13 protein-coding genes are annotated in these 22352 nt (G+C 74.1%); 7 read left to right on the top strand and 6 right to left on the bottom strand.

The genetic code is table 11. The annotated features are described in order from the left end of the window. The first annotated feature begins 62 nt into the window (after nt 1–62). Both WME83_RS24225 and WME83_RS24220 read left to right on the top strand, forming a co-directional pair. Nucleotides 63–1070, top strand: coding sequence for an NAD-dependent epimerase/dehydratase family protein (locus tag WME83_RS24225; RefSeq protein WP_437321643.1), 1008 nt, complete (start codon nt 63–65; stop codon nt 1068–1070). A gap of 140 nt (nt 1071–1210) precedes the next feature. After that, on the top strand, nt 1211–2878 hold the full coding sequence (locus tag WME83_RS24220; RefSeq protein ID WP_437321642.1) for an RICIN domain-containing protein: 1668 nt from the start codon (nt 1211–1213) through the stop codon (nt 2876–2878). A 39-nt stretch (nt 2879–2917) separates the two neighbouring features. Here WME83_RS24220 and WME83_RS24215 read toward each other — a convergent pair whose 3' ends face one another. The 4 genes from WME83_RS24215 to WME83_RS24200 form a co-directional block, all read right to left on the bottom strand. Beyond that, nucleotides 2918–3556: a hypothetical protein gene (locus WME83_RS24215; protein WP_437321641.1), complete on the bottom strand. Its 639-nt coding sequence runs from the start codon at nt 3554–3556 to the stop codon at nt 2918–2920. Between the two features lie 6 nt (nt 3557–3562). Next, complete coding sequence (locus WME83_RS24210) at nt 3563–4966, bottom strand: selenium-binding protein SBP56-related protein (protein WP_437321640.1); 1404 nt, start codon at nt 4964–4966, stop codon at nt 3563–3565. Between the two features lie 284 nt (nt 4967–5250). Next, a complete protein-coding gene (locus tag WME83_RS24205) occupies nt 5251–7242 on the bottom strand; it encodes a hypothetical protein (RefSeq protein ID WP_437321639.1) in 1992 nt (663 codons plus the stop codon). A 510-nt stretch (nt 7243–7752) separates the two neighbouring features. After that, entirely contained in the window at nt 7753–10269 is a 2517-nt protein-coding gene (locus tag WME83_RS24200) for a heavy metal translocating P-type ATPase (protein ID WP_437321638.1), read from the bottom strand. A gap of 187 nt (nt 10270–10456) precedes the next feature. Between WME83_RS24200 and WME83_RS24195 the strand changes: the two genes are divergently transcribed. Together WME83_RS24195 and WME83_RS24190 are read left to right on the top strand one after the other, a co-directional pair. Continuing rightward, nucleotides 10457–11086, top strand: a complete 630-nt coding sequence (locus WME83_RS24195) for a cadmium resistance transporter (RefSeq protein ID WP_437321637.1) — start codon at nt 10457–10459, stop codon at nt 11084–11086. A gap of 345 nt (nt 11087–11431) precedes the next feature. Further along, the gene (locus tag WME83_RS24190) at nt 11432–12223 is read left to right on the top strand and encodes a hypothetical protein (protein WP_437321636.1); all 792 of its coding nucleotides are present in this window, start codon (nt 11432–11434) and stop codon (nt 12221–12223) included. A 21-nt stretch (nt 12224–12244) separates the two neighbouring features. On the opposite strand, the gene WME83_RS24185 is transcribed toward WME83_RS24190, so the two are convergent. Continuing rightward, nucleotides 12245–13597, bottom strand: a complete 1353-nt coding sequence (locus WME83_RS24185) for a sigma 54-interacting transcriptional regulator (RefSeq protein WP_437321635.1) — start codon at nt 13595–13597, stop codon at nt 12245–12247. A 144-nt stretch (nt 13598–13741) separates the two neighbouring features. Continuing rightward, the gene (locus tag WME83_RS24180) at nt 13742–15307 is read right to left on the bottom strand and encodes a protein kinase domain-containing protein (protein ID WP_437321634.1); all 1566 of its coding nucleotides are present in this window, start codon (nt 15305–15307) and stop codon (nt 13742–13744) included. Between the two features lie 73 nt (nt 15308–15380). Here WME83_RS24180 and WME83_RS24175 point away from each other — a divergent pair, with 73 nt between their 5' ends. The 3 genes from WME83_RS24175 (at nt 15381) to WME83_RS24165 (ending at nt 21924) form a co-directional block, all read left to right on the top strand. Then, nucleotides 15381–19601 (top strand): protein kinase domain-containing protein, encoded by a 4221-nt coding sequence (locus WME83_RS24175; protein ID WP_437321633.1) that lies wholly within the window; start codon nt 15381–15383, stop codon nt 19599–19601. 165 nt (nt 19602–19766) lie between these two features. Continuing rightward, nucleotides 19767–20618 (top strand): hypothetical protein, encoded by an 852-nt coding sequence (locus WME83_RS24170; RefSeq protein ID WP_437321632.1) that lies wholly within the window; start codon nt 19767–19769, stop codon nt 20616–20618. 1126 nt (nt 20619–21744) lie between these two features. Next, nucleotides 21745–21924, top strand: coding sequence for a hypothetical protein (locus WME83_RS24165; protein ID WP_437321631.1), 180 nt, complete (start codon nt 21745–21747; stop codon nt 21922–21924). Nucleotides 21925–22352 lie beyond the last annotated feature (428 nt).

Genomic DNA, 22352 nt, shown 5'->3' with positions numbered 1-22352 from the left:
GCCGCCGCCGCTTGCAGTTTCCGGGCGTTGTCTTGCGCCGTTGCAAGAACCATCCTGGGCTCATGAACAACGCATCGCCCGCCCCGGGCTCCTCTTCCCAGCTCCATGTCGTCCTCGGCGCCGGCCAGATCGGCCCGCGCGTCGCGGCTCTCCTGCTCGCGCGCGGGCATCGCGTGCGCCTGGTGCAGCGCACCCGCCGCGCACCGGAGCGACCGGGGCTCACGTCGGTGTGCGGCGACATCACCGATCTCGCCTTTGCCGAGGAGGCCACGCGCGGCGCGAGCGTGGTCTACGATTGCATGAACCCGCCTTACCATCTCTGGCCCACGCAGCTCCTGCCGATCGCGCGGGGCGCCGTGCACGGCGCGAGCAAGGCGGGCGCGAAGCTCGTGGCGCTCGATTGCCTCTACATGTACGGCGTGCCCGACGGGCCCATGCGCGAGGGCTCCCCGCGCCGCCCTTGCAGCAAGAAGGGCGCGCTGCGCGTCGACCTCGAGGAGATGCGCCTCGGGGCCCAGCGTCGCGGCGACGTGCGCGTCGCCATCGGGCGCGCCAGCGACTTCTTCGGCGCCAACGTGCCGCTGTCCGTCTGGGGCGAGCGCTTCTATACGCGCGCGCTCGCCGGAAAGGCGGTGGAATGCGTGGGCGATCCCGACATGCCCCACTCCTATACGTACGTGGAGGACGTGGCGCGCGCCCTCGTGACGCTGGGCGATCGGGAAGAGGCCATGGGCCACATCTGGCACCTGCCGACGGCGCCCGCCGAGAGCACGCGCGCGCTCGCGCGGCGCCTCGGCCGCGCGCTCGGGGTCGAGGTGGAGGTCGCGCGGATCCCGCGCCTCGTGCTGCGCGCGGTGGGCCTGTTCTCGCCGTTCGTGCGCGAGGCCGTCGAGATGGCGTACCAGTGGGACGTGCCTTATGTCATCGACGACACGCGATTCCGCGAGACCTTCGGCTGGTCGGCGACTCCCGTGGAGCGGCAGGTCGCGGACGTCGCGGCCTGGGCTCGGGACAAGTACAAGCTCGCCGCCCCGAGCGCCGCGTCGGGGATTCCGGCGGGCGCGCGCTGATCGGCCGGCGCGAGCGGCCGAGATCGCCGAGGCTGGGTGTTCGCACGAGAGCGGAACATCCCAGCGCTGCCATAGCGCGCGCGAAGGCCTTGACAAGCCTGGTTGAAGGCCTGGAGATGGTGCTCTTTCTGGAGGGCATCATGCGTCTCGATTCCTTGTCTCCGATGGTGTGCCTGCTGGTCGCGGGGGTCGGCCTCGCCGCCTGCGATGCCGGTACGGCCGAGGGCGCCGGGAGCGCGACACCCGGGGACGGCGTCACCTCGGGGGTCGGCGCCTCCGGCGGCGGCGGCGCGCCCGGAAGCGGCGTCACCTCGGGGATCGGCGCTTCAGGCGGCGTCACCTCGGGGGTCGGCGCCTCCGGCGTCGGCGGCGCGCCCGGTGACAGCGGGTCTGCCGGCGAGGGCGGCGGCCCGGAGCCGCTCCCGCCGGTCGGGCCTCTGGTCAACGGCATTCAGTGGGCCGACACCTCGGGCAATCCCATCCAGGCGCACGGGGGCGGGATGATCAAGGTGGGCTCCTATTACTACTGGTTCGGCGAGAACCGGAACCCGGACGGGACGTTCTATGCCGTGTCCGCTTACCGCTCGTCGGACCTGCGGCGCTGGGAGTTCAGGAACCATGTGCTCACCATGGACTCCGACGAGGACCTCGACCCGGCGAACATCGAGCGGCCGAAGGTGGTCTACAACGCGTCCACGGGCAAATACGTGATGTGGATGCACTGGGAGAACGGGGTGAACTACGGCGAGGCCCGGGCCGCGGTCGCGAGCTCGAGCACCGTGGACGGCGACTACACGTATCACGGCAGCTTTCGGCCGCTCGCGGGCACCGGGGTGACCGACCACGGCAAGCCCGGGTACATGTCCCGGGACTGCGGCCTCTTCGTCGACGACGACGGCAAGGGCTACTTCATCTCGGCCTCGAACGAGAACTACGATCTCAACCTCTACGCGCTGACCCCCGACTACCTGGCCGTGGACCGGCTGGCGGCCGTGCTCTTCCCCGGCGGACACCGGGAGGCGCCGGCGCTGTTCAAGCGGAACGGCGTCTATTTCCTGCTGACCTCCGGGGCCACGGGCTGGGACCCCAACCAGGCCAAGTACGCGACCTCCCGCTCGCTCGAGCGCGGCTGGTCGACGATGACCAACGTCGCCGACGGCACGACCTACCACTCCCAGTCGACCTACGTGCTCCCGGTCCAGGGGAGCGCGGGGACGGCCTACCTGTACATGGGGGATCGCTGGGCGGGCGCCTGGGGCGGGCGGGTCAACGACTCCACCTATGTCTGGCAGCCGATCTCGTTCCCCTCGGACACCACGATGAGCATGAGCTGGAACAACACGCTGACCATCGACACGGCGGCGGGCAGCGTCACCGGGGCGACGAACCGATTCAAGCTCATGAACAGGAAGAGCGGCAAGGTGATGGCGGTCGCCGGCGCGTCGTCCGAGGATGGGGCCGCGGTGGTGCAGAGCGCGGACGACGGCGGAGACAACCAGAAGTGGAGCCTCAACTACAACGGCGCGGGCTACTTCCGGCTGACCAACGTCAAGAGCGGCAAGGTGCTGGACGTCCCCGACGAGTCGAAGAGCGACGGGATCGCGCTGAAGCAATGGACGGACCACGACGGCGACAACCAGGCGTGGCTCTTCATCGATCTGGGCGGCGGCGACCTCCAGATCAGGAACAAGAACAGCGGCAAGCTGGTCGGGGTCGTCCAGGGCTCGACCGAGGACGCCGCCGCGATCGAGCAGCGGGGGAGCAGCGGCGGCGAGGAGCAGCGGTGGCAGCTCGTCGTGGCGAATTGACGGCAAACTGACGGCGAATCGACGGGCGGCTGATCGGCGTCAGACCAGGATCGCGATGACGCCGGCCCCGATGAGCGCGGCGGCCCACGCCCGATCGAGGTTGAACCAGGCCGTGCGGAGGATCGCGACGCCGAGCCTGTGGTAGACCACGAGCGCGACCGCCGCGGCCGCCGCCATCATGGCGGCCGTGTGCACGAGGACGGCGGCGAGGTAGCCCGCGGGGCTCGTCAGGGACAGGCCAGCTGCGTTGTGACACCCGGCGCCATGGCACGGCGCCGGGTTGTCAGCGCCGAGCAGGAAGACCGGCAGCAGCATGAGCCCGGCGCCGTGCGCGGTGGCCATCAGGAAGGACCACCAGGTCAGATCGCGGAAGCCGACGCGCATCCCGACCCACCTCGGGTGGCGCGGCCTCACGAGCTTGAGCGCGCCGAACCCGATCAGCGCGATCGCCGTGATCCACCGGAGCGCCGCGGCGGGAACGCTCGCGAGCCCGAGCCCGAGCAGCGCGACCGTGAGCCCGATCGAGGCGGCGTGGCCGATCGCGATCGGCACGAGCGCCCGCCGCACCGCGCGGCCGCTCTTCTCCTGCAGGCCGAGCGCGACCGCGAACAGCCAGCCCATGCCCGGGTTGATGCCATGATAGGCGCCGAGGAGCGCCAGGGTGAGCCAGGGCGTCATGGCGAGCTAGGGATAGCAGAATGAATCCGAGGACGCGTCGCCCCCCTCGAGCCGCACCTGGTGAGGGCGCAAGGGGCCGAAGTCGACGAAGAACTCGGGGTCGAGCGCGATGCCGCCGCCTTCGGCCGCGTCGACCTTGGCCATCCAGCCGCCCACGCCTTCCGGATAGAACTGCTCGTCCCACGAGGCGTAGAGCGAGTTCGTGAAGTAGATGCGCCGCCCGTCGCGGCTCACCTCGACCATCTGCGGCCCGCCGCGCAGCGGCCCGGAGCGCTGGTGCGCGGCCCTGCGGACCACGCCCCCGAGGTGCACCGAGCCGGTCAGCTTCGGGTGGAACGGGTCCGACACGTCGTACTGGCGGAGCTCGCCCGTGCCCCAGCAAGACACGTAGAGGAACCGGTCGTCGAGGGAGAGGTTGATGTCGGTGATGAGGGGCGGGACGGCCTTGAAGCCCTTGAGCAGCGGCGGCAAAAGGTCGGGCTCGGCCGGCTCGGCCGGCACCTCGATGACCTTGCGGATCGCCCACCGGTCGCCGTCGCGATGCCAGAGCCAGATCGAGGCGGAGAGGTCCTTGACGCTCACGACGACGCCGACGAAGCCATAGGCCTTGGTCGGGTCGTGGGCGGGGCGGAGCTCCAGCGCCATCTGGTGCTCGTCGCCGAGATCGAGCGCCTGGAGGTGCTTTCGCTTCCGGAGATCCCAGACATGGATCTTGTGGCCGTATTTCTTGCCGAGCAAGAGCTCCGGATTCACGCCGTCCTCGATCATCTTCGGCGTCCCCCACTCGCTCGTGAGGAGCGTGTCGTGGCCGAGGTGCCACCAGAAGTCGTAGTGGAGGAACTGCGGCCCGCGGTCGATCTCCCAGCGGCCGAGCACATCGAAGCTCTCGCAGTCGAGCACGAAGATGCCCCCTGGCCCTTCGCCCTCGGGGTTGCCGAGCGCGCTCACGTAGATGCCGTCGGGCCCGCAGTGCAGCGTGTGCGGGCGCGAGTAGCCGGCCCGCTTGGCGATCTCCTCGGCCCGGACCGTGTGGACGAGCTCGGGGCGGCGCGGGTTCGGCTTGACGTCGAAGACGAAGATGTTCGACGAGCGGAGCGCGGGGAGCAGGAGGAAGCGGCGCTCCACGTGGGGGTGCGGCGCGTACGGGCACAGGGAGGCGCTGCACGCGTTCCAGCCCGAGTGGTGGAGCTCGTCGCCGTAGGTCGGCACCTCGTTGACCGAGACGAGGGTGCCATACTCGGGCGACCTCGGGTCGAGGTCGACGACCGTGAGCGCGTCGTGGCGATGGTTGCCCGGGCGCTTCAGCGCGGCGCCCGCGTCGAGCGCCGTCACGTAGGCCAGCCGCTCGGGCGGCGCATCCATCGCCAGGCGCGGCGACGGGTAGAAGGTGGGATCCGGACGAAAGCGCATGCGCTGCGTCTCCTTGAGTTCTGGGCGTTCGCGTGTTCTCCGGGGGCGCCGCCGCCGTTCCCGGCGGGACCGGCGCGCGACGCCCGCGGCGTGAGGCGGTGATGACGGTTCGTTGCCGGGTCGATGCGCTTCGTCCCCCACGGCGGCGCCGCGCATCGACCTGGACCCGATCGGAGCGAGGACGTGCGTCCGTTATAACAGACGTTGCGGGCGGGATCTACGATCGCGGTGGGCTTCCGGCGGCGCCGGCGCGCCGTGTCGGCGGCGAGGTGCCGCGGGGCGCGCTACGAGCGCGCGCGGCTGCGGCGCGCGAGCGCGAGGCCCGCGAGCGCGGCGGCGAGCGCGGCGGTGCCGCCGGCAGAGCCCGCCGGGCCCGAGGTGCTGCACCCCGCCCCGGCCGGCGCGATGTCGGCGCCGGTGTCCGTATCGACGTCGCCGAGCAGCTCGGCGCCGTCGGCCGACGCCGGCAGCGCGTCGGGCTCGTGCAGATCCCGAGCCCACACCGTCGCATCGAGCGCCTCTCGCTCGGCGAACGACGTGGACAGCACCTCGCGTTCGCCGAGGCCCTCCTCCCGCGCGAGCTCCTCGATCCCCGTCGCGGCGAGCCGCGCGGCGGCGCTCGCCGGGGTCGAGACCTGGAACAGCGTGTTGCCGATGGTCACATACCAGCTCCCGTCGAGCCAGCGGCCGTGGCCGAGCTCGGTGCTGATCGGCTCGGGCGCTCCCCCCGGCCGGCCGATATAGCGCTTGCCTTCGTACAGGAACAGGACCTCGCCGGCGTCGCTGATGCCGTCGCGGCCGACCCGGAGCTTCGCCTGGTCGAACCGGCTCGACTTCGGGAAATCGCTGATCTGGTGCTGCTCGCCGTCGGGGGTCCGCAGCCAGATCTGGTTGGCGTCGCCATCGCTCCTCAGGAAGGCGGCGTAGCCGGCGTGCGCCAGCAGCCCGGCAGAGGTGTTGCTGAGCGAGTCGCCCAGGAACACCTCCTCACCCTCCGCGGTGTAGAGGTAGCTCGAGCTCGTCATCCCGTCCCACCAGCGGCCGACGACGTTCGTTCCGTCGGTGATCGGCCGCTGCAGGTTGCCCGCGTGATCCCCGAGGAGCGCGTTGCCCGGGCCGACGATGGATGCGTTCTCGTAGGTGCCGAAGAAGACGCCGCCCGACGCCGAAACGTCGGCCTGGAACGGCGATCGGCTCCCCGGGTTGTACCAGAGCGTCCGGTTCGTGCCCGTCGACAGCGAGTGCTGGTGGGCCCAGTCGTCGTTGTACGACGTCCACACCGCCGTGTCGCCGTTCACGGCGTCGAGGCGCGGCGTTATCGTCGCGCTCGCGACCTGGCGCCGGACGCCGTCGACCCAGGAGAGAATGTAGCCGGTCGCCGACTGGTACACCGACCCCGACGGCGTGAGCGCCCCGTAGACGGCGCCGAGCTGGGGAGCCGCCCATTCCGGGATGGCCTCGACCCACGTGATCTGGTGGGTGTTGCGATCGTAGATCCCGATACGACGAAGGTAATCCAGGAAGAGGAACCGCGTGGCGTCGAAATCGAGGATGGTGCCGGGAGCGCGCTGGACGGCGGTGAGCCTCGGGCTGCGGTCGACATGGATGGGGCCGACCGTCCTTGTGACGTCGGGTCCGATGCCGACGTTGGCCGAGACCGTGAGCGTGTACGTCTTGCCCGATGGGATCCAGTAGCCATTCCCGCCATTGGCCTCCTTGACGTAGAGCCGTCCCGGGACGGGCTGCGGGTAGTGCGACCACACGTCGTTGTAGAACTCGTAGCTCCCGCTCGGGCTGTCGAACCGCGCCGAGAGCTCCTTGCACTCGTAGGGCGGTGTCGGGATGCACTTCGCTTCGAAGCGCCAGCCGGCCGTGAGGGTGTCGTGCGGCAGCACGTTCCACACCACGGTCGGGGGCGCGTACTGGTGCACGATGCCCTCGTCGCTCGCCCCCTCGCCGAACGTGTCGTACGCGTTCACGGTCACGACGTAAGGGCCGTAGGGGAGCTCGCTGCCGAGCTCGCCAAGATCGAACGCGCCCTCGTAGTAGCCGTCTCCCGTCGGCGTGAGCTCGATGGTGAGGCCCTCGAACTCCGCCTCCACGTAGTAGATTTCGTCGGGGGACGACGCGGCGACGCGCACCGGGACCGTGCTGCCCTCGATGATCGTGTCGTTCGGGTGGACGATGTCGACCGTGACGGCGGCGTCAGCGGCTTGCGCCGCGAGGAACACGGTAAGAGCAACGGCTGTGCCAGTATGCCGGTGGTAAGTTCTCATAGATCCTCCGTATTTCTGAGACTTTGGTGCGTACGCTGCTTCTAGCATTCACCCCGTCGGCGCGGGGCGATGCTGCCGCGAAATGCGTGTGGGCGTGCGGCGGAGCGCCCGCGCGGCAGAAGAGCGTCCGGGGCTGGCGCGTCCTCCGCAAGCCGGCGCCCGGAGGAATCCGGCGCGGCGATATCGAACGGCGCGCCCGGCTTCTTTGTGCGCCGCGTTGGGCAGCGGGATGACGCGGGCGAGCGAGCCCTGGCCCGTGCCGCCGTCACGCGTGCGCTCCTCACCGAGGTCTAGGTATCGAGGCCAGTCCAGGTTTCGCCAAGGTCGATCTGGACATCGAGCATGAATTCAACGCCGTCGAGAACGGGTCGAGTGGGAGATGGTCCTCATCGCGAGGCGATCTCGGTCTCCTCCGACCTGGTGGAGCCGCCCGACCGCCCGCGCGCCGTCGCCGCGCGCGGAGGTCGGCGCGCGATGCGGAATCCCAACATCGAGCGTTCCTTCGCGACGTCAGCCGCGGCCGAACGCGCGCAGCCTGAGGGAGTTGGCGAGCACCGAAACGCTCGACAGCGACATCGCCGCGCTCGCGAGGACGGGGGAGAGGAGCCACCCGGTGAGGGGGTACAGGAGGCCCGCCGCGATCGGGATGCCGAGCACGTTGTAGATGAACGCCCAGAAGAGGTTCTGGCGGATCGTGCGCAGCGTGGCGCGCGCGAGCCCGAGCGCCACCGGCAGGCCGGCGATCCCGCCGCGGAGCAGCGCCACGTCGGCGGACGCGACCGCGACGTCCGCGCCGCTGCCGAGCGCGACCCCCACGTCCGCGCCGGCGAGCGCGGGCGCGTCGTTGATGCCGTCGCCGACCATGGCCACCCGGCGGCCGGCGGCCCGCTGCTCGCGGACGATCCTCGCCTTGTCCTCCGGCCTCACCTCCGCGAACACCGCGCGGATGCCGAGCTCCTCGGCGACGGCGCGCGCGGCGCCCGCCCGATCGCCGGTCACCATGGCCACCTCGACGCCGAGCTGCGCCAGGGCCGCGACGGCGCGGCGCGCCTCCTCGGTCGGCCGGTCGGCGACCGCCACGAGCCCCGCGAGCCGCCCGTCGACGGCCACGAACGACGGCGTGCGGCCCTGCGCGGCGAGCCGCTCGGCCTCGGCCTCCAGCGCGCCCGGGTCGATGCCCGCCCGGCGCAGCCACGCCGCGGTGCCGGCGCGCACGAGGCGGCCCGCGGCGCGCGCCTCGATGCCGTGGCCGATCTCCGCGCGGAAGTCCGAGGCCGCCGGGAGGCCCACGCCGCGGCCGCGCGCGCCGTCGACGATCGCCCGCGCCACCGGGTGCTCGCTCTCGAGCTCCGCGGCCGCCGCGAGGCCGAGGAGCTCCGCCTCGCCGTGGCCCGCGAGGGCGACGACGTCGGTGAGCTCGGGCCGCCCCGAGGTGAGCGTCCCGGTCTTGTCGAGCAGCACCGTGTCGACGCGGCTCGCCGCCTCCAGCGCCGCGCCGCCCTTGACGAGGACGCCGAGCTCCGCGCCGCGCCCCGTCGCGACGGCCACGGCCGCCGGCGTGGCCAGGCCGAGCGCGCACGGGCAGGCGATCACGAGCACCGCGACGAACCGCTCGATGGCCGTGGCGAGGCCCGCGGCGGTCGGGTCGACCGCGAGCCACGCGACGAAGGCGAGCGACGCGACGGCGGCGACGGCGGGGACGAAGACGCCGCTCACCACGTCGGCGAGCCGCGCGATCGGCGCGCGCGACCCCTGCGCCTGCTCCACGGCCTCGACGATGCGCGCGAGCGCGGTGTCCGCGCCGGTCTTGGTGACGCGGAAGGTGAGGGCGCCGCTCTGGTTGAGCGTCCCGCCGATCACCGCCGAGCCCGCGGTCTTGTCGACGGGCATGCTCTCGCCGGTGAGCATCGACTCGTCGACCGCCGACGCGCCGCGGACCACCTCGCCGTCGGTCGCGATGCGCTCGCCGGGCCGCACCAGCACGAGGTCGCCGGGCGCGAGCGCGGCGGGAGGCACCTCGTCCTCGGCGTCGCCGCGGAGGCGCCGCGCGGTCTTCGGCTGCAGCGCCACGAGCCCGCGCACGGCGTCGGCGAGCCGCTTCCGCGCGCGCGTCTCGAGGAGCCTGCCGATCAGCACGAAGGTGACGATCGCGGCCGCGGCCTCGAAGTAGACGGGCGGCAGGTGGCCGTGCTCGGCGTGCGGGAACAGGCCGGGCGCCACGACCGCGGCGGTCGAGTAGAGCCAGGCGGCGCCGGCCCCGAGGCTCACGAGGGTGTTCATGTCGGCGGCGCGGTGCCGGAGCGCGCCGAAGGCGAGGCGGAAGAACCGGCGCCCCGGCCCGAGGACCACGACCGTCGCGAGCGCGAGCGAGAGCCAGCGTCCGAAGGCGCCTTCGAGCGCCGGGATCGCGCCGTGGGACATGGCCACGGCGAGCAGGGGGGCCGTGAACAGGGCGGCGATCGCGACGTCGCGCCGGAGCGCGCGCCGCTCCCGCTGCTCGGCCGCGTCCATGGCGGCGGCGCGCGCGGATGCTGCCGGGTGCGGGCGCGGTGGAGGGGCGGGCGCGGCGGCCCCGGAGGTCTCGGGCCCCGTGGAGGTCGCGCGGGGGCCGGTGTCCGCGGAGGCTGCGGGGGCGCCGTCGACGGCGGAGGCTGCGGGGGCGCCGTCGACGGCGGAGGCTGCGGGGGCGCCGTCGACGGCGGAGGCTGCGGTGTCGCCGTCGACGGCGGACGCGTCGGGCACCTCGGGCACCTCGTAGCCCGCCTCCACGATGGCGTGGGCCAGCGCGGCCGGCGTGGTCGTCTGCGCATCGTAGGCGATCGTCGCCCGCTGGGTCACGAGGTTGACCGTCGCCTCCGCGACGCCGGGCGTCGCGCGCAGCGCCTTCTCCACGCGGCGCACGCACGCCGCGCAGGTCATGCCCTGCACCGGGACGTCCGTCCGGGCGCGCTGCTCCACGGTCGCGGCGTTCGCTCCGGGCGCGGCCGTCGCCCGGGTCGGCTCGGCGGGCTGGGGGTTCGTCGTCATGGGCTCTCCATTCCACTCCACGAGCGCGCGGCTCGCCTCCCGTCCGCCTGCGCGGGCGCAGCCGCTCCGGCCACGCTATCTACCCCGGAACGGCCGATACGGCTCCCGCGGCGCAGGGCCGGCGCCGCTCCGGCCGCGCCGCGCCGAGCGGTGGCCGGCCGCGGGAGGTGCTACGCCCGCGGGCGCCATGGACCAGATCCTTCCGGCGCTCGGGGTGAGCGTGGTCGTGTTCATCTCGACGAACATCGACGACATCCTCCTGCTGTCGGCCTTCTTCGCGGACCCCGGCTTCACCGCCCGCCAGGTCGTCGCCGGCCAGTTCCTCGGCATGGCGGCGCTCGTCCTCGCGAGCGTCGCGTGCGCGCTGCTCGCCGTCCGCGTGCCGGACGGGTGGATCGGCCTGCTCGGCCTGGCACCCCTCGCGCTCGGGCTGCGGGGCCTCTGGGCGCTCCGGCGGGGCTCCGGGACCGACCACGACGGCGACGACGACGACGACGAGAAGCCGCCCGGCGGCGCGGCGCGCTTCAAGGCGCTCGCGGTGGCGAGCGTGACCATCGCGAACGGCGGGGACAACCTCGGCGTCTACATCCCGCTGTTCTCGAGCACCCCGGCGCACGTCCCGCTCCATGCGGCCGTGTTCGCGGTCATGACCGGCGCCTTCTGCGCGCTCGGCCACCGACTCGTCCACCACCCGGTCCTGGGCAGCCGCATCCGGCGCTACGGCCGGGCGGCGCTGCCGTTCGTCCTGATCGGCCTGGGGCTCTGGATCCTGTCCGACGCCCTGGCGCTCGCCCGTCCAGCGGGCCCAGCGGGTTGACCGGCCGGCGGGAGAGGGCGCTCGTTGCCTGCGCCGGGCTGCACCTGCCGCCTGCTGCAGCCAGCACCCGGGCGCCGGGGGCGCCTCGGTCGCCGCCTGCCGCGCTCGCCGCCCGCCGCGCGCGGCGGCGCCCGCATCTCCACGGAAATCAGGCCCCTCCGAGGCGGCGATCGCCCTCGCCTCGGCCCGCGCCGCGCGTGGCGCGATGCCTGCTTGAGAGCGCGCGGCGGCGGCAGGCCGACATCCCCCGTGCACCTCGCCCGCCGTCGAGTGTGACCACCATGTTTCAAGCAAGAACCGAATCATCCGTGACCGCGCACGATCGCGAGCACACAGGAGGCCCCCTTGCCGGTCGCCCGATTTGATGCCGCGGGCAAGCTTGCCATCGACGAGGCGCTCCAGCGGGGCGAGGCGGTCGTCCTGCCCACCCCGTCGCCGCTGGCCTACGTGATCGCGGGGAAGACGGCCGCGGCCGTGAACCGCGCGCGGGGACGACCTCACAACCACCCCGTCGCCACGTGGGAGCCGCGCCTCGACCGGCTCGCGCCGCACCTCGCGCTCGACGAGGCGGAGCGCCGCCGCCTCGGCTGGCTGCTCGCGGTCGAGCGCGTGACCGCCCTCGTGCCGCAGGCCCGCGACGTCGCCGCGCCGAGCTGGCTCGAGCCCGCCGCGAGCTACGGCATGGCGCTCCTCTTCGGCGTCACCTGGGAGCCCATCGCCTGGCTGATCGAGCGCCACGCGCCGCTCTTCGTGAGCAGCGCCAACCGCGTCGGCGCGCTGCCCGCGGTCGACCTGCGGCAGGCCGTCGCCGCCTTCGGCCCCGAGGTGTGGGTGCTCGACGGCGACGCGCTGCGCGAGCGCGCGCGGCCGCACGCGTCCACGACGACGCTCCGCTTCGTCCCCGGCCGCGGCTGGGAGATGCACCGGCGCGGCATCCAGGACTCCCTCCACGCGACCGCCGGGCGGGGCGACTACCTCGCGGACGTCCTCGCGCGCGCCGACGCCGCCCTCCACCGGAAGCCGCTCCCCAAGCGGCAGGACGGGCGAGGCGGGCGCCCGCTCCGGCGCTCGCGGAGCTCGGACCGCGACGGCCCTGGCCCCGCGCGGCCCCATCGCCTGCGGCCCGAGGCCTCGTGAGCCCCGGGCGGCGCGCGGCGCTCACGGCTCGGTCGCCGTGACCCCGTGCCGGCGCAGGAGCTCCCGCAGGTAGTTCCGGTCCATCCGGCCGGCGCGCGCGGCGTGGGAGAGGTTCCCCCCGTTGGCCCGGATCAGCGCCCTCACGTACGCCCGCTCCCAGCGCGCGACCGTGCGCTCCTTGGCCTGGCGGAACGAGAGCTCGAGGTCGTCCGGCCGGAGCGCCTGATCGTCGTCGACGACCTCCCGCGCCGCGGCGCAGCCCTCTCCGATCGCGGGATCGCCGGTCAGCACGGCGCGCTCCACCGCGCTGCGCAGCTCGCGGACGTTGCCGGGCCAGTCGTGGTGGACCAGCCGCTCCACGAGCTCGGCCGGCGGAGCCGCCTTGTCGGCGAACTGCCGGTAGTAGTGCGCGACGAGCAGCGGGATGTCGTCCCGCCGCTCGCGCAGCGGCGGCACGCGGAGCCGGACCACGTTGAGCCGGTAGAACAGGTCCGAGCGGAAGGTGCCGCGGTTCACCTCCTGCCGGAGATCGCGGTTCGTGGCCGCGATGATCCGCACGTCGAGCGGGACGGTATCGAGGCTGCCGATGCGGCGGATCGAGCGCTCCTCGAGGGCGCGCAGCAGCTTCGGCTGGAGGTCGAGCCGGAGCTCGCCGATCTCGTCGAGCAGCACCGTGCCCCCGCGCGCCGCCTCGAAGGCGCCGGCGCGCGACTGGTGCGCCCCCGTGAACGCGCCCTTCATGTACCCGAACAGCTCGGCCTCGATGAGCGTGGGCGGGATCGCGCCGCAGTCGATGACCACGAACGGCCCGGCCGCGCGCGGGCTCTTCTGGTGGATCACCTCGGCGAGCAGCCCCTTGCCGGACCCGGTCTCGCCCTCGAGGAGCACCGTGGCGTCCGCCGCGGCGATCCTCGGGATCATCGCGAAGAGCCGGCGCATGGCCGTGCTCTGCCCCAGCACCCGCCCGGAGAGCTCCGCGTCCCCGAGCGGCTCGTGGACCTCGTCGGGCAGGTGGTCGAAGCGCAGCGACGTCTGGCCCACGCCGAACGTGGCGCCCGGGGTCAGGTACGCCGCCTCCACGCGGAAGCCCCCGAGCATGATGCCGTTCGTGCTGCCGAGATCGCGCAGCTGATAGCCCTTGGGGGTCGCGGCGATCACGCAGTGGTGGCGCGACACCGACGGATCGGTGAGCACGAGGTGATTGCCGGCCGCGGTGCCGATCGCGAGCTCCGGCGCGTCGGCCACGTGGGACGCGCCCTGATCCGGGCCGCTCACCACCTGCACGCTGAATCTGCCGAACGTCACCTCGCGCGGGTGGACCTTCAGCACGGTGGTCGCGTCCTCGCCTGGTGTGGGGATCGGAGTGCGGATCACTCTCACCAGCTTACCATGTCGAACCTCGCCTGAGCGGTGTCCCGGACATCGCACCTGCGGTGCAGACGCGGGCACGCAGCTGCTGATGGCCCTCGCAGGCAGCACCCAGGATGGACTTTTCCGGCGCGGTGCCGGAGGGCGCCGCTACCGCGCTGCGGCGGGCTCGGCCCCGGCGAGGACGAGCATCGTCCCCTCGAGCGCCGTGGGCCCGGCGACGATCCCGAGGCCCGCGACGACCTCGGGCGAGGCGAACACGCCCGCCTGCGCCCCCTCGGGCGCCCAGCCGCCGACCTCCGCGAGCTCGCCGCCGAGCAGCTCGCCCGAGGGGCCGACGAGCAGCTCCCCCGTGTGGAGGCACAGGCGCACCTGCACCCTCGGATCGCGCCCCGGGCGGCCCTCGAGGCGCCGGAAGATCCGGAGCGCGGCGTCCACGGCGCGGCGGCGCGCCTCCGCGTCGGCGTCGGCGTCGCCGGGGCGCTCCGCGGTGAAGAGCAGGCTGCTGCCGGTCTCGGCCCCGGAGGACAGCCCGGCCTCGGTGAGCTCGGCGGCCACGAACGGCAGGATCGCCTCCAGGTCCGCGAGCAGGCGATCGTCCGGCGCGTCGAGCGCCTCGGGCGCGGCGCCCACCTCGGCGTAGACCGCCACCCCGGGGCGCGCGCGCGCGCCGCTCGGCGCGTCGCTGGCGCCGCGCGAGGCCTCGAGCGCGCCGCGGAACTCCTCGAGAAAGGCGCCGGGGCTCGGGGGGCGCGCCGCGGGGTCCTTGGCGAGCGCCCGGAGGATGACCTCGTCGAAGCCCGACGAGAGCCGCGCCTTCGCGCTCGGGCGCGGCGGGCTCGCGAACAGGTGCAGCTGGCGCAGGAGCGCGCCGATGTCCCCGCTGAAGAGCGGCTCGCCCACGAGCATGCGGTAGGTGAGGGCGCCGAGCGCGTAGACGTCCGCCCGGACGTCGACCGGCTGGCCGAGGAGCTGCTCGGGGGCGACGCTCGAGGGGCTCCCGAGGACCTCGCGCGACGAGGTCAGCGACGGCCCGGGCGCGTCGAGCAGCTTGGCCACCCCGAAGTCGAGCAGCACGACGCGGCGGCGGTCGCCGTCCTCCTCGAGGAAGACGTTCGACGCCTTGAGGTCGCGGTGCACGACGGCCTGCGCGTGCGCGGCCTCGAGCGCGTCGCAGAGCGGCTCCAGCACCGCGAGCGCCTCCTCGGGCGACAGCCGGCCGCGCGACCGGAGGTGCTGATCCAGGCTGACCCCGGCGAGCAGCTCCATGACGTAGTAGGGCCGCCCGTCCTCGAGCTGCCCCTGCTCGAAGACCCGGACGATGCCGGGGTGCTCCAGCCGCCGGACCGTCTCCACCTCCCGCTGGAAGCGGATCACCACGTCCGGCTGCGCGCTGAGCTCCGGGTGCAGCACCTTCACCGCGGCCGGCGCGCCGCGGTCCGCGTGCCGGGCGCGGTAGATCACGCTGAAGCCGCCCGCGCCGAGCGGGCCCTCGATCACCCACTCGCCCGCCCGCTCCCCGGGCATCAGGCCGTCCAGCGCCAGGCCGCCGAGCGCGGCCGGCGGGCGCGTGGCCGTGGCGGTCGGCGTCATCGGCGTGAGCGTGACCGGCGTCGCCGCGGCGGCGGGCTCGGCCGAGTCCGGCTGCGCGGTCCGGACCGTGCGCTCGCTGGGGATCCCCGCGCTGGGGAGGGTGTCGGGCTCTTCGCTCACCATGGAACGGCCGAGCGACGGTACCATAAGCGCGGCGGCGAGCTGGCGCTCTCCGCCGGCCCCAGGGAGCAACGACGTGTCCCGCTGCCCACAGTGCCACCGCCGGCTCCCCCCGGCGGGGGCTTGCCCTCGAGACGGCGGGACGGCGCCGCCGTCGGTCGAGCGCACGCCCGCGCCGGGGCCGCCGCGCGTCCCCGGCTTCCAGGTCGGCGGCCTGCTGGGGCAGGGCGGCTTCTCCGCCGTGTGGTCCGCGCGGCGCGAGGCGGACGGCCTGACCGTCGCCCTCAAGATCGGCCGCTCCCCCCGGCCGACCGTCCAGGCGCGGTTCCGGCGCGAGGCGGGCGCGCTCCGGCTCATCGGTCCGCCGCACGTCCCGCGGGTCCACGCCGAGGGGCGGCTCGACGACGGCCGCCCCTGGTTCGCCATGGATCTCGTCCCCGGCGAGACGCTCGCCGAGGCGCTCGCGGCGCTGCCCGGGCCCCCCGAGCCGGCCTGGGCGGCGGCGTGCGCGGCCGCGCTGCTCGACGCGCTCGCGGCCGCGCACGCGCGCGGCGTCGTCCACCGGGATCTCAAGCCGGAGAACGTGATCCTCACGCCGCCCCGAGCGCGCCCCGGCGCGGGCGCCGCGCGCGCGGTGCTGCTCGATCTCGGCCTGGCGCGGCCCGCCGGGGCGCCGCGCCACGACGACGAGATCGAGATCACGCGCGGGGGCACGGTCGTCGGCACGCCCGAGTACATGGCGCCCGAGCAGCTCCGCGCGGAGGCCGACCTCGACGAGCGCGCGGATCTCTACGCCTTCGGCGCGATCCTGTTCGAGCTGCTCACCCTCAGGCCGCCGTTCGTGGGGGACACGGGCGCGGTGGAGCACGGGCACCTGACGCTGCGCCCGCCGCGGCCGGGGGAGCTCGCGCCGGTCCCCGAGGCCCTCGAGGAGCTCGTGCTCTCGTGCCTCGCCAAGGATCCTGGCCGCCGGCCCCCGAGCGCGGCCCGGCTCCGCCGCGCGCTCGACGAGGCCTGCGCGCTCGGCGCCGCCGCTGCCGCGGAGCAGCCCGGCGCGGCGGCGGAGCGCGGCGCCGCCGCCGCGGAGCCCGGCGCGGCCGCCATCGCGGAGCGCGGCGCCGCGGAGCCTGGCGCGGCCGCCGTCGCGGAGCGCGGCGCGGCCGCTGCCGCGGAGCCGACCTCGCGGCCCGCGATCGCGCCGGGGCCGCCCTCCGGCCGCGGCGGCGGCAGGCTCATCGCCGAGGGGCTCCAGCCGGCCGTCGTGCTGGTCGCGGAGACGGGCGCCGCCACGCCGGTCGTGGTCGCCGCGCTCGCGAGCCGCAGGGGGATCTGCGTCCGCCAGCGCCGGCGCCGCTACACCGCCGTCTTCTCGGCCCACGACGCCGAGGACCCGGTCCGGCTCGCGCTCGCCGCCGCGCGGGAGCTCGTCGAGCGGCACGGCGCCCGCGCCGCGCTCCACCTCGCGGGCGTCATCATCCGCCCGCGCGACAAGGCCCCGCCCGCCGTCTACGGCGCGGCCGTGGATCGCCCGGAGACCTGGATCCCTGCGGATCCCTGGTCCGGCGTCGCGCTCACCGAGGAGTTCGAGCGCGCCCTCGTCGAGGCCGAGGCGACCATGACCCCGACGTCGCCGCAGGGCGCGCCGGCGGCGGAGCTCGAGGCGCCGCCGCCGACCACGGTCGGGCGGGGCGACGTCATCGCGGCGCTCGAGGCGAGCGCCGCCGCGGCGTTCAGCGGCGTGTGCCCCGCGCTCGTCACGGTGCTCGGCGACGACGGCCTCGGCAAGAGCCGGGTCGCGGCCGAGGCGGCCGCCGTGGCGCGGCGCCTCCGCCCCGGCGCCGCGGCGCTCGTCGTGCGCGCGGCGCAGCCCCTGCCGGGCGAGGCGAGCAAGGACACCGCGGCGATCCTGCGCTTCGCGCTCGCCGCGCCCGCGGCCGCGCCGGCCGATCCCCGGGCCTTCTGCGAGGCGCGGCTCGGCCCGGAGATCGGCGCCTCGACCTTCGCGTCCGTGGCCGCGGCGCTCGGGTGGTCGCGCCCCGGCGCCGCGACGCCGCACCACCTCGCGCGGGCGATCGCCGAGGGGCTGCGCCGCCGCGCGCGCCGCGCCCCGGTCGCGGTGATCGTGGACGACGCGCAGTGGGCGGACGTCACCGTGCTCGACGCGCTCGAGGTCGCGACGCTCGACGGCGCCGGGGTGGCGCTCTGGGCGGCGGTCGTCGCGCACCCGCGCTTCGAGCGCTTCCGCCCCACGTGGGGCGCGCGCACGCAGCGCGCCGACCGGGTGACGCTCGCCCCGCTCGACGAGGCCGCCGCGGCGGACCTCGCGGCGCAGCTGCTCCTGCCGGCCGCGTACCCGCCCGCCGACGTGCTCCGGGGGCTCGCCCGCTGGGCCGGCGGCAACCCGGGTTGCCTCGCCGCGATCATCCGGTCGCTCAAGCAGGCCGGCCTCGTGCGCCGCCGTCCCGGGGGCGGCGATTACTGCGTCGAGGCGGCGGAGCTCGACGGCCTGCCGGTCTCTCCGGCGTGGCAGTGGCTGGCGATGCGGCAGCTCGGGGCGCTGCCGCAGGAGGTCGCCGCCCTCGCGCGGCTCTGCGCCGTGCTCGGCGAGTCGTTCACCCGGGCCGAGCTGGAGTGGGTGCAGGACGCCGTGGATCGCGCCGGAGGCGCCGGGACGCCGGTCGACGCCGGGTACGGGCTCGGCGTGCTCGTCGAGCAGGGGATCATCGCGCGCGGCGAGGGCGAGCGCGGCGGACGCGGCGAGGGCGACGGCCGCCGCGCGCGGGGTGAGGGCGAGCGGTGGTGGTTCCAGAGCGGCCTCTTTCGCGACGCGGTGTACGAGACGCTCGATCCCGAGCACCGCGCGCAGATCCACCGGCACGCGCTCGCCTTCTGGCGGGCGCGGGTCGAGCGCGGGCGCCCTCCCGCGTCGTCGGCGGCCCCGCGGGCCGACCCCGTCGCGCCGCCCGCGGAGCTCGCGGCGCAGCCGGGGCCGGAGGAGCTCGAGCCGCTCGCCCGGCACGCGGGCGCGTGCGGGGCGGGGGAGGAGGCGGCCGACGCGCACCTCCGGCTCGGGGATCTCGCGTTCGCGCGGCACCGGCACGTCGAGGCGGAGCGCTGCTACACCGCCGCGCTCAAGCTCGCCGGCGAGGGCGATCGCCGCCGGCGCGCGCTCGCGCTGGCCGGCCGCGGCCGCATCCGTTACCGGCTCCACCTCATCGAGGAGGCCCTGGCCGACCTCTCCGCCGCGCTCGAGCTCGCGGACGACGAGCTCCGCGCCGACGTCCTGCTCGAGGAGGCCACCGCGCTCGACTGGACGGGCGCCTACGAGGCGTCGTCGCGGCGGGTCGAGCTGGCGCGTCCGCTCGTGGAGCGCGCGGGCTCGCCGTGGCTCTCGGCGCGCCTCCGCGTGGCCGAGGGGCGCACGCGCCTCAGGCGGGGCGAGGTCGTGGAGGCGATCGCGCTCCTCTCGGAGGGGGCGTCGCTGGCGGAGTCCGCGGGCGACGAGGAGGGCCGGATCATCGCGCTCGTGCTGCTGTCGACCGAGCTCGCGCACGCGGGCCGCTTCGCCGAGGCGGAGCGGCGGGCCGAGGAGGCGATCGCGCTCTGCGAGCGGGCCGAGGATCTGCCGCACCTCTGCGTCGCGATCATGAACCGCGTCGTGCTCTGGGCGCTGAAGAAGGATCTCCCGCGCGCGACCGCGGACCTCCGGCGCGCGATCGCGCTCGCGCGGGAGATCGGCAACCCGTGGCTGGAGCGCGTCGCCACGTACAACGTCGCCGAGCTGCTCTACTGGAGCGATCAGCAGGACGAGGCGCTCTCGCTGGCGCGCCGCGCGCACACGCTCGAGCAGCGGTTCGAGGATCGCCCCGTGCCCGAGTGCTCGCTGCTGCTCGCGCGCATCCTCGCGGCGCGGGGCGAGCTCGACGAGGCGCGGCGCCTCCTCGCGTGGATCGCCGCGTCGTGCCCGCCGGATCCGTCCGCGAAGGCGGCGCACGGCTGCTACCTGATGCTGCGCTGCCTGCTCTCGGACGGCGGCGACGGCGTCGCGCCGCGCGACCTGCTCGGCGGCCTCGACGAGGCGGAGCTCGAGGCCGGCCCGTTCCAGTTCGCCGACGAGCTCCTCGAGGTCCTCTACTGGCGCGGCCGTGCGGCAATCCGCCACGGTGCTGTCGAGGTCGCTGTCGCGAGCCTGAGCAGGGCCCGCGCGCTGCTGTCGGAGCATCCGGCCTGGCGCGCGCGGTTCGACGGGCTCGCGCTGCGGCTCGGCGCGTCGCAGGCCGCTGCGAGCCGCTGCTGACCGCACCGCGCGCCTCGCGCTGAGCCCGGTTGCGGCGGCCGCGGCGCGGTGGCCGCCGGAGCGGACGACCGGCCGGACGCTGCCGCGGCTCGGGAATTGCTTAGGAGTGGCCGCTGAACCGGGTGTGATGCGCACGCACGTGCGCCTTAACTGGAGGATGAGGTCATGCTTCGCGTAAGGATCGATGCTGCCGGGGTGATCGGTTTCTGCGTGCTTGCGGTCGGGTGCGGTGCGGCGCCGGCCGACGACGGCGAGTCGGTCCTTGTCGCGGAGCAGGAGATCATCGTGATGAACGGCCTCGAGCCGGCTTATTTCTGGAAGCCCTCGACGCAGCAGGCGCTGCGGGCGCTGGCGCAGGCGCCGCTCCCGGCTGGCTTGGACAGCGGCGCAGGGGCGGCGCTCCTCGCGAGCGAGCAGGGCAGGCACCTTGTGGAGCGCGTCGTCGCCTGCGCCCTGCCAGCGGGGGCGGCGGTGGAGGCGCGCTTCGATCGATCGTTCGCCGGGTGGATCGGGCTCGCGCCGTCGTGGGCCTCCTCGCCGCTCTCGGACGGCGCGTCGCGGCGCTGGATGACGGCGTGTCTGCTGCAGTCGCTGAACGCGCTGGGCGCGCAGGTCGCCGTCCACCTGACCGGCGGCCACCCGGGGCTCGCCGACGCGTCGGACGGCGAGGCGTCGGAGTACACGGTCCGGGACGCGATCATGTTCGGCGATCTCTTCGAGCCGGCCCACCCGACCGCGTTCGCCTGCGCCGACAATTCCCTGATCGACGACTGCGGCGTGGCGCTGAGCGCGAAGACCGTCCAGCGCGTCTGCGGGCAGTCGCCCACGTGCGGGCTCACCCTCCTCGGCCATTGCGGTGCCGTCTGCGATCGGGACGGCGCGGGCGCGCCGACCTGCTGGGCCCCCCGGCGCGGGGTTTACCCGGAGTCGATCGCCTCGAGCCTCGAGCCCCTCGTCGCGCTCTCCTCGGGGGGCCTGACGTGCGGTGTCCTGGGGTTGGTCTCCGGGCTGCTCTAGATTGCTACAGGGCGATGGCGGTGGTCGGACTGGCCCGGAGAGAGGGCCCGTGATCAGTCGCACACGATCGGCGGCAGCGTCTCCAGCGGCGTGACACCGTGATTGTCGAGCAGCGTGGCGTTGATCGAGGGAGCCGCAGGCGCGCGCGACCGACAGATCGATGGCTGGTCTCAGCATGAGCGGAGAGAGGAATGCGTCTTGCCGATCTGCCGTGGAGCGGGGCGTGGTCGCCGCCGCCTCCGCCATGGCGCCGCCACCCCCTGAGCTGGCTCTCTCCTCGGGTTTTCCCGTCATTTCGTGTCGGCATGGGGCATGCTCGAGGCCGAGCGTCATGCCGACGCTCGAGCACAACGCCCTCGTCGAGATGTTCCGTGAGGACATCTCCGGCGCCGAGGCGTCAGCGGCAGAAATATCTATTATTTCAATTGGTTCCGACTGCCGCGTGGCCGAGTCCTCTTCCGGCGTGGCCCAACGCGGGCCCAACGAACCGCCTGTGAAGGCGCCAGCGTCCGCCGTGGCGGGGGCGGGGACGTCGTCCGGGGGCGCCGTCTGACCGGGCGGCGCGCCGGAGGCGGAAGCTTCGGCGCTCGCCGAGCCCATGCCTGCTCCAGCGGACGCGGGTTGGCCTCCTCCTACCGAGCCGCCCTTTCCTCTCAGCTCGGGGATCGCCTCGTCCAGGGGGGGCAAAGTCGCCCAGCCCAAGCTCGGCGATCTTGCGCGCGGCGCGCTTGTAGTGGTGGATCTGGCCGCTCGACTTGTGTCCGGTTCGGTCGGAGATCCACGTCTCCGTGCGACCATTCGCGAGCTTGATGGTAATGAAGGTCGCTCGAGTGTCGTGCAATCGGATGTTCAGCCTCGACTCCGTGGTCTCGAACAGCTCGGGTCGATCGACTCCCGCGCGTTGGAGGTGTTCTCTGAAGCGTTCCGCCCCGTGACAACCCGGCAAGGAGTCACACTTTGGCCCGACGAAGACACGCCGATTGTCCGGCCAGAGCTCGCGATAAGCATCCTCGTCGGGGTACAAGTAACCCTTTGCCTTGTTATTCTCTATCTTCGGAATCCACCCGCGTGGCAGCGGGTTGTGCGCGATGATGCGCGCGGGGTAGGCAGCCAGTGCCAGTAGCCGATGGATGACAATCGCATCTCCGGCTGCGGCGCCGTGATCGTCAGCCCATCCAGCGGGATCGCGAGCGTTGCGGTTGCCGTCGCCGTCGCTGGCTGGCCGATCACCTTCGGGCTGGACCATCCGCCGGCGGGCGTCTCCAGGCTCTCTCTGTCGATGGCGAGCGTGCCGTTACCAGCCTGACGAAGAGCAAGCGGTGCCGGAAACACGCGCGAGAGCCGCTCGTGTCATACTATACCTTCATTCGTGTCGGGTTCGTGCGCGACCGTGACCGCCGCTTCTGAAAGGAGCACGAAACGGTAATTCCGTGTCGCCGGTGATTCGACATGAATTGCCCGGAGACCTGCCTGGGGAAAACACCCTGTTGCATCGCGGGGTTGGGTGTTCTGGAAAGCCCTGCCGAGGGGCAGAAAATGGGGGCTTGCGAAGGACTCGATTTGGTAATTCGCGCGCTCCGGCGACGCCGCGCGTGGAGGCGACGTAGAGCCACCCATCGGGCCTTGTCCACCCCGGGCGGGCGCGACGCCGTCGCAGAGATCGAGGCGGACGTCGGCGAACGTTGCGCCGTCGGCCTCGTCCATCGGGCCGAGCGCGGCGCCGTACCGGCGCCG

Origin of the sequence: Sorangium sp. So ce385 (genome assembly GCF_051474135.1) — a bacterium.
Classification (GTDB): domain Bacteria; phylum Myxococcota_A; class Polyangia; order Polyangiales; family Polyangiaceae; genus Sorangium; species Sorangium cellulosum_D.
Note: the sequence above shows the minus strand (reverse complement) of the source record. Positions and strands in the feature narration are given on the sequence as shown.